Source organism: Pseudomonas sp. B329, assembly GCF_023127835.1.
In the GTDB taxonomy this organism is placed as follows: domain Bacteria; phylum Pseudomonadota; class Gammaproteobacteria; order Pseudomonadales; family Pseudomonadaceae; genus Aquipseudomonas; species Aquipseudomonas synxantha_A.
Map to the genome: position 1 here is coordinate 72,199 of NZ_SPKP01000004.1, position 6,096 is coordinate 78,294.

General features: G+C 61.7%; 3 protein-coding genes. All 3 read left to right on the plus strand.

Going from position 1 to position 6,096, the window contains the following annotated elements:
• The first annotated feature begins 48 nt into the window (after positions 1-48).
• Positions 49-1,656: a bifunctional phosphoribosylaminoimidazolecarboxamide formyltransferase/IMP cyclohydrolase gene (purH, locus tag E4P00_RS02560; protein WP_248130608.1), complete on the plus strand. Its 1,608-nt coding sequence runs from the start codon at positions 49-51 to the stop codon at positions 1,654-1,656.
• 158 nt (positions 1,657-1,814) lie between these two features.
• Positions 1,815-3,107: a phosphoribosylamine--glycine ligase gene (gene purD, locus E4P00_RS02565; protein ID WP_032878115.1), complete on the plus strand. Its 1,293-nt coding sequence runs from the start codon at positions 1,815-1,817 to the stop codon at positions 3,105-3,107.
• A 115-nt stretch (positions 3,108-3,222) separates the two neighbouring features.
• Positions 3,223-5,997, plus strand: a complete 2,775-nt coding sequence (locus E4P00_RS02570) for a hybrid sensor histidine kinase/response regulator (RefSeq protein ID WP_032878117.1) — start codon at positions 3,223-3,225, stop codon at positions 5,995-5,997.
• The last annotated feature ends 99 nt before the right edge of the window (positions 5,998-6,096 follow it).

Below are 6,096 nucleotides of genomic sequence, written 5' to 3' on the forward strand. Positions count from 1 at the left end.
AACCGGTCGCCTTTTTTGCTGACTCCTTTGCTTTTGATGGAAATTGAAATGACCGACCAGACTACCCGCCTGCCGATCCGCCGCGCCTTGATCAGTGTTTCCGACAAGACCGGGATCCTCGAATTTGCCCGGGAGCTGGAAGCCCTGGGTGTGGAAATCCTCTCCACGGGCGGGACCTTCAAACTGCTGCAGGACAACGGCGTGGCCGCAGTAGAAGTCGCGGACTACACCGGTTTCGCAGAAATGATGGACGGTCGCGTCAAGACCCTGCACCCGAAAATCCATGGCGGCATCCTCGGCCGTCGCGGCATCGACGACGCCATCATGACCGAGCACGGCATCAAGCCGATCGACCTGGTGGCCGTTAACCTCTACCCATTCGAAGCCACCATCAACAAGCCAGGCTGCGACCTTCCCACCGCCATCGAGAACATCGATATCGGCGGCCCGACCATGGTGCGCTCGGCGGCCAAGAACCACAAAGACGTGGCCATCGTGGTCAACGCCAGCGACTACGCCAACGTGCTGGCAAACCTGAAAGCCGGTGGCCTGACCTACGCCCAGCGTTTCGACCTGATGCTCAAGGCGTTCGAACACACCGCAGCCTATGACGGCATGATCGCCAACTACATGGGCACCGTGAACCAAGCGGCTGACACCTTGAGCACAGAAGGTCGCAGCCAGTTCCCGCGCACCTTCAACAGCCAGTTCATCAAGGCCCAGGAAATGCGCTACGGCGAGAACCCGCACCAGAGCGCGGCGTTCTACGTGGAAGCCAAGCCTGCCGAAGTGGGCATTGCCACCGCGACCCAGCTGCAAGGCAAAGAACTTTCCTACAACAACGTGGCCGATACCGACGCCGCGCTGGAATGCGTGAAGAGCTTCGTCAAACCGGCCTGCGTGATCGTCAAGCACGCCAACCCGTGCGGCGTGGCCGTGAGCCCGGACGCTGAAGGCGGTATCCGCCAGGCGTACGAACTGGCCTACGCCACCGATACCGAATCTGCGTTCGGCGGCATCATTGCCTTCAACCGCGAGCTGGATGCCGAGACCGCCAAGGCGATCGTCGAGCGCCAGTTCGTCGAGGTGATCATCGCGCCAAGCGTCAGCGAAGAAGCCCGCGCCATTGTCGCCGCCAAAGCCAACGTGCGCCTGCTGGCCTGCGGCGAGTGGTCGGCCGACCGCGCCGCTGCCTGGGACTACAAGCGCGTCAATGGCGGCTTGCTGGTACAGAGCCGCGACATCGGCATGATCGGCAGCCAGGACTTGCAAGTGGTGACCAAACGCGCCCCGACCGAGCAAGAGATCAACGATTTGATCTTTGCCTGGAAAGTCGCCAAGTACGTTAAATCCAACGCCATCGTCTACGCCAAGAACCGCCAGACCATCGGTGTCGGCGCCGGCCAGATGAGCCGTGTGAACTCGGCGCGTATCGCCGCGATCAAGGCAGAACACGCCGGTTTGCAGGTGGTGGGTTCGGTAATGGCTTCCGATGCATTCTTCCCGTTCCGTGATGGCCTGGATAACGCCGCGAAAGCCGGTGTTACTGCCGTGATCCAACCGGGCGGCTCGATGCGTGATGCAGAAGTGATTGCCGCTGCTGATGAAGCCGGCATCGCCATGGTCTTCACCGGTATGCGCCACTTCCGCCACTGATCCCACTCGATCGAAATGTGGGAGGGGGCTTGCTCCCGATAGCGGTATTTCAGCAGGTTGATTATTTGACTGATACACCGCAATCGGGAGCAAGCCCCCTCCCACATAAAGCGCACTTGCGGCGCCTCACAGAATTTGCTTCATCCGAGGTTTTTGAAATGAATGTTTTGATCATTGGCAGCGGTGGCCGTGAACACGCCCTGGCCTGGAAAGTTGCCCAGGACCCACGTGTCCAGAAAGTCTTCGTCGCCCCCGGCAACGCCGGTACCGCCATTGAGGCCAAGTGCGAAAACGTCGCCATCGACGTACTGGCCCTTGAGCAACTGGCAGATTTTGCCGAGAAGAATGTTTCCCTGACCATCGTCGGCCCGGAAGTGCCACTGGTTGCCGGCGTCGTCGATCTGTTCCGCAGCCGTGGCCTGGATTGCTTCGGCCCGACCGCTGGCGCCGCCCAGTTGGAAGGCTCGAAAGCCTTCACCAAGGACTTCCTGGCACGCCACAAGATCCCCACCGCCGACTACCAGAACTTCACCGAGATCGAGCCGGCCCTCGCCTACCTGCGCGAAAAAGGCGCACCGATCGTGATCAAGGCCGATGGCCTGGCTGCCGGTAAAGGCGTGATCGTCGCCATGACCCTGCAGGAAGCCGAAGACGCCGTGCGCGACATGCTCGCCGGCAATGCCTTTGGTGATGCAGGTTCGCGCGTGGTGATCGAGGAATTCCTCGACGGCGAAGAAGCCAGTTTCATCGTAATGGTCGACGGCAAGAACGTACTGCCCATGGCCACCAGCCAGGACCACAAGCGCGTCGGCAATGGCGACAGCGGCCCGAACACTGGCGGCATGGGTGCTTACTCCCCGGCGCCAGTGGTCACCAGCGATGTGCATCAGCGCGTCATGGACCTGGTGATCTGGCCGACCGTGCGCGGCATGGCCGACGAGGGCAACGTCTACACCGGTTTCCTCTACGCCGGCCTGATGATCGACAAAGCCGGTAACCCGAAAGTCATCGAGTTCAACTGCCGTTTCGGCGATCCGGAAACACAACCGGTGATGCTGCGCCTGCAATCTAGCCTGGTGCTGCTGGTGGAAGCGGCGCTGGCCCAAGCGCTGGATAAGGTCGAAGCACAGTGGGACCCACGCCCGAGCGTCGGCATCGTGCTGGCGGCCGGTGGTTACCCTGCCGATTACGCCAAGGGCGATGTGATTGAAGGTCTGGATGCCGCCGCTGCGCTGGAAGGCAAGGTGTTCCACGCAGGCACCGCGCTCAAGGACGGCAAAGTTGTAACCGCAGGTGGCCGTGTGTTGTGCGCCACCGCAATGGGTGCCAGTGTCGATGCAGCACAACAGCAGGCGTACAAGCTGGCTGCGAAAATCGACTGGAAAGGTTGTTTCTACCGCACAGACATCGGCTACCGTGCCATTGCCCGTGAACGCGGCGAGAACAGCTGAGAGCTACACTTGCAGTAGCTATCCGTTCGGTTAGGTAAGGGCCTTTGGCCCTTGCCGTACACATGTCGCCCCGCGCATAGTTAACCCGTGCATCAACCTACGAAGGGATTTCGCCGTGCGCTGGCTCAGGATCGCCATAGGTTTCACAGTCAGCTTGCTGACCCTGCTCTGCCTGCTCCCGGCCCAGGCCGCCGCACAAGGCAGTGGTTGGGCGGTATTGCTTGATGAACAGGCCGACCTGCAACTGAGCGACATCCGTTCCGCCCGCTACACCAATCAATTCAGCCCCATCGAACTGGACCGGATCACTGCCGCGCAGCCGGACGGTGCGTTGTGGGTGCGCTTCAGGCTGCAGCCCGGCAAGCACGAACAAGTGCTGCGGGTCTTTGCCCCGGATCTTTCCAGCTTGAGCCTGTATGTACTGGACGGCGATACCCTGGTGGAGCAACAAACCACCGGCACGCGCCAACCCCAGGTTGAACGCCCGCTGCCCAGCAGCGATTTCATGCTGCCGATGCCCCAGAGCCCACGGCCTCTGGAGGTGTACCTGCGCCTGGTCTCGGAACACGAACTGCGCCCCTACATCACCCTGGAACCTGCAGTACTGGCCGCCGCCAACCAGAACCAGACGCTGATCTACGGCCTGCTGTTCGGCGTGCTGCTGATGCTGATCCTGCACAACCTCACGCGCTTCGCCTACCACCGCTCGCGCAGCAGCCTGTGGCTGGCCGCCTGCGAATTGCTGTTGATGCTCAGCCTGGCGCTGCTGCTCAACCTGGTGGGGCCATGGCTGCCGAACTGGCACGCGATCCAGACCCCTGGCGCCTACCTCGCCCTGTTGCTGACCGCACCTTGCGGGTTGATGTTCGCCTACCGCTTCTTCATGCCCCTGGGCCCGCACCCGCTGAACAAGGTGTTGATGGCCGATATCCTGCTGATCGTGCTGTGCGGTCTGCTGTTGTTGTTCGTCAATACCCTGCCACTGAACATCATCACCTATGCCCTGGTGGCGCTGGCCGGCCTGAGCATGTTGTTTGTTTCGGCCTACCATTGGCAAAAAGGCTACCGCCCGGCGCGTCTGTTCGTGGCGGCGATGGTGGTGTTCAACATTGGCACACTGATCATTCTTCCCGCCCTGCTCGGCCTCACGCTGGTGGCGCCGCAGGGCCTGATCGTCACCCTGCTGGGTTTCATCTGCCTCAGCGGCCTGTTGATGAGCCTGGCCCTGGGCGAACGCCAGCGCGCGATTGTCGAAACGCGCTTCAGCCTGAGCCGCGACCTGGCCGCCAGCAACGCCGAAATCGCCGCCAAGGCCGAGTTCCTGGCGAAGATCAGCCATGAAATCCGCACGCCCATGAACGGCGTGCTGGGCATGACCGAACTGCTATTGGGTACGCCGCTGTCGGTGAAGCAGCGCGACTACGTGCAGACCATCCACAGCGCCGGTAACGAGCTGCTCACCCTGATCAACGAGATTCTCGACATTTCCAAGCTGGAGTCCGGGCAGATCGAACTCGATGATGTGCAGTTCGACCTCAACGCGTTGATCGACGACTGCCTGAGTATCTTTCGCGCCAAGGCCGAGCAGCAGAATGTCGAGCTGATCAGCTTTATCCAGCCCCAGGTGCCACGCGTGATCAGCGGCGACCCGACGCGCCTGCGCCAGGCGTTGTTGAGCCTGCTGGAGAACGCCCTGCACAAGACCGATGAAGGCGAAGTGCTGATCGTCGTGGCCCTCGACGAGCGCAGCACCAAGCCCCGTTTGCGCATTGCCGTGCAGGACAGCGGCGTGCCGATGGAAGCCGCCGAACGCGACGCACTGCTGCACAGCGAACTGCACAGCAAGAACTTCCTCTCGGCGACACGCCTGAGCGGTCACCTGGGCCTGGTCATTGCCCGCCAGTTGATCCTGCTGATGAACGGCGAATTCGGCATCAAGAGTGGCAGCCATCAGGGCAGCACCTTGTGGCTGACCCTGCCGCTGGACCCGGAGCGCCTGGAGCACCCGACGTCGGATCTCGACGGCCCGCTCAAGGACGCCCGCGTGCTGGTGGTGGACGACAACGACACCTGCCGCAAAGTACTGGTGCAGCAATGTTCGGCCTGGGGCCTTAATGTCAGCGCCGTGCCGTCCGGCAAGGAGGCCCTGGCGCTGCTGCGCACCAAGGCACACCTGCGCGATTACTTCGACGTGGTGCTGCTGGACCAGAACATGCCGGGCATGACCGGCATGCAACTGGCGGCGAAGATCAAGGAAGACCCGAGCCTGAACCACGACATCCTGCTGATCATGCTCACCGGTATCAGCAATGCGCCGAGCAAGATCATCGCGCGCAACTGCGGGATCAAGCGCATCCTCGCCAAACCCGTGGCCGGTTATACGCTCAAGACGACCCTGGCCGACGAACTGGCTCAACGCAGCAAAGGCGCAGCCATTCCACGCCCCGCCCCCAGCGCACCGGTGGCGGTGACTGTGCCGAGCGACTTCCGCATCCTGGTAGCCGAAGACAACAGCATCTCCACCAAAGTGATTCGCGGCATGCTCGGCAAACTCAACCTCAACCCGGACACCGCCAGCAACGGCGAAGAAGCCCTGCAAGCGATGAAGGCCCAGCGCTATGACCTGGTGTTGATGGATTGTGAAATGCCAGTCCTCGATGGATTCTCCGCCACCCAGCAGCTGCGCGCGTGGGAAGTCAGCCACCAACGCGTACGCACGCCGGTGGTAGCGCTCACGGCGCATATTCTTTCGGAACATAAAGAACGCGCACGCCAGGCCGGCATGGACGGGCATATGGCCAAGCCGGTGGAGCTATCACAGTTGCGCGAGCTGGTGGATTACTGGGTAGTGCAGCGCCAAAAGCTTCCTGAGCGCAGCACCATTTCCTGATTTGAAATACCATCCCCTGTGGGAGCGGGCTTGCTCGCGAAGGCGGCCTGACAGCCGACACAGTTATACCGAGTACATATCCATTCCTGCGGTAACGGC

Coding starts and splice junctions, on each gene's coding strand:
- purH (WP_248130608.1), top strand. CDS start 49: ATGACCGACCAGACTACCCGCCTGCCGATCCGCCGCGCCTTGATCAGT.
- purD (WP_032878115.1), top strand. CDS start 1,815: ATGAATGTTTTGATCATTGGCAGCGGTGGCCGTGAACACGCCCTGGCC.